At 65.8% G+C, this 1654-nt stretch carries 1 protein-coding gene and 1 pseudogene; one reads left to right on the top strand and one right to left on the bottom strand.

Annotation, left to right across the window (positions count from 1 at the left end; all coding sequences use genetic code 11):
• Nucleotides 1-140, top strand: a pseudogene (locus tag A3764_RS24845) (IS110 family transposase); the annotation flags it as partial.
• 346 nt (nt 141-486) lie between these two features.
• Here the strand turns inward: A3764_RS24845 and A3764_RS18785 are convergent.
• A partial coding sequence (locus A3764_RS18785; RefSeq protein ID WP_067951949.1) for a hypothetical protein occupies nt 487-1654 on the bottom strand: 1168 nt, incomplete at its 5' end.

Below are 1654 nucleotides of genomic sequence, written 5' to 3' on the forward strand. Positions count from 1 at the left end.
ATGCCGGCAAGGCTTGGATGCTTGGGCTTAAAGCACGCAAGCGACCGAAAGTCGTTGCGGTCGCGCTCGCCAACAAGACTGCCCGGATCGCTTGGGCGCTCCTGCGCCGCAACGAGATCTACGCGGCCCCTGTCTCCTGAGCGCGGAACCGCTGACGGAATGCGTGAAGCTGAGAAGAGATGACAAACCGGTCGAACCGGGGATCGGGACACCCCAGGGGGTCAAGGCGCAGAAAGCGCGCAATTTTGATTGGGACCCGATCCGCGGACTTCATCTGGGCCAGCGGCTAGACCGCACCACAAAGGCCGTAGACATGACTGCTTTCGGCATAGGCGCGTCAATTCCCAGCTTGCGCAGCAGGGGTCGTCCAGACATGGGAACACTTGCCCTCGCCAGAGATGCCCACTGCGCGTTGGCGACGGTCCACCAATGACTTGCGCCACCGGACCTGTGGGGGAACCGGCGCAGCGCCAGTTCCCCATCGGCTCATTCTGCCGGAACCCAGGGCCGGTTATAGGCTGCCACGCGCCAATCACCGTGTTCGATGAACCGGGGGGCGCTCCCGGTTTCCAGCGCCTCGGCTGCGGCGTTCAGCGCCTCGGGCGATGTCTCGGGCCAGGCGCCCGTTTCGATCCGTTCGACCAGGGTCTCGACGATGGCCGTGCTTTCGGCAGCCGTGAACTCGCAATGGCCCGTGCCCTGGACCAGCGACTGCCGATACAGATCGCCGGTACCCTGCTCCTGCACCAGCGCGCCGTAGCCTTCCATCAGCGTGTAGGGAATGGCCCAGTCGCCCAGCATGTGGATGCGGATCGCCGGAACCTGCAGATCGCCGGTCGTCGTGCGCCCGTCTGCGGCCCAGAAATCGCGCGCATAATCCGAGGCCGCGATGCGGGGGGCGGCGTCGATCCTGGCAATGTCGGCCTGAAGGTCCAAACCGGCCTGTTCGTAGAGCGCCTCAACCGTCCGCGCCATCGCGGGTGCGGCATTCTGGTAGAAGGCGGCATAGTCGACCCCCTCGTTCCCGGAAAGTTGCTGCCCCGATGCGGCGTTTTCGAACAGAAGCCGCGAGGACCCGCCAACATTACCGCCGATGCGCAGCGCCGAGGCCACGATCATGTCGGCCATGGCGCCGGCATCCGCGGTGTCGGGTAGTTCGGTCCCCTCGACCATCCACGGCGACCACTGTCCGATGGCGAAGGCAAGCGCCAGCCGCGCGCGGCCCTCCGGGCTTTCGCCCGCCGTTTCGATGGCGGCCATCCAGGACGCACGGATCGCGTCAAGGCTGCGCTCGCCACCCGCTCCGGCATTGGGCAGGCCGACGATGGCGAGATCGCTGGCCGGACCGTGCCCAGCGGCCTCATAGCTTTCGCCCAGCAGGGTCTGCATGGCGAACCAGCCATCCAGGAAACTGCTCATGATCCAGACCGGCGTATGGGCGGCAAGCACGGCGGCACCGTCGATCCTGTCCGGGTAATCCTCGGCCGAAGCGAGGCTGTCGAGCCCTCCGCCAGAACAGCCGTATTGCAGCACCATGTCAGGAGCGCGCTCCAGGTCCGTGAAAATGTCCTGAACAGCTTGTAGATTCAGGATTTCACGCTGCGGATCGTATTGCCACAGGCGCAGCGGGTGCCGGGCGAGCCCGGCGAAGGCA

Origin of the sequence: Sulfitobacter sp. HI0129 (assembly GCF_001635395.1) — a bacterium.
Lineage (GTDB): Bacteria > Pseudomonadota > Alphaproteobacteria > Rhodobacterales > Rhodobacteraceae > Sulfitobacter.